At 47.3% G+C, this 835-nt stretch carries 1 protein-coding gene; it reads left to right on the top strand.

Going from position 1 to position 835, the window contains the following annotated elements; genetic code table 11:
* The coding region (locus R8N49_RS26095) for an ABC transporter transmembrane domain-containing protein (protein ID WP_318190321.1) at window positions 1–835 on the top strand (835 nt) is incomplete at both ends.

Genomic DNA, 835 nt, shown 5'->3' on the forward strand with positions numbered 1-835 from the left:
GCCAATCTCCATTCCATTAGAAGACCTACTTGAGCAGTACACTGGTCGCTACTTTTTAGTTAAAAAGCAATTCCGTTTCGATGAGCGCTCTCCCGAAGTGCTCAAAACCAAAGAAGGTCACTGGTTCTGGTCAACCTTGTGGCAATCTAAACGCATCTACCGCGATGTGCTTATCGCTTCTCTTTTGATCAACATCTTCGCCATTGCCGCACCAATGTTCACTCGTTTGGTGTACGACAAAGTGGTGCCAAACCTCGCGTTTGAAACCTTATGGGTGTTGGCAAGCGGTATCTTCGTCGTGTTCATTTTCGACTTTTCTCTCAAGTCACTTCGTAACTACTTCATCGATGTGGCGGGTAAAAAGTCGGATATTCTGATCTCCTCTAAACTGTTTAGCAAAGTGATGGGGATTCGAATGGAATCCAAACCGCCGTCAGTGGGTGCATTTGCACGTCACTTGCAGGAGTTTGAATCCATCCGCGAATTTTTCACTTCCGCTACCGTCAGCGCGTTGATCGACCTACCATTTGCGATTCTGTTTTTAATCATCATTTGGTTGATGGCGGGCAATTTGGTATTTGTGCCGATGGTAGGTGTTCTCATTCTGATCATCCACTCACTGCTCATCCAAGGCCCTCTACGCCGTTCTATCGAGGAAGGCTCACGTCTGGCTTCTCAAAAATACGCCAACCTGATTGAGAGCTTGGCAGGCTTAGAAACAGTGAAAATGTTGAGTGCTCAAAGCCAGTTCCAATACCGCTGGGAAGAAGCGGTAGCGCACATGGCAAACTGGAACATCAAGAGCCGTCGCATTACCGACAGCATCCAAAACGCA

Source organism: Vibrio sp. 1978 (assembly GCF_033344345.1).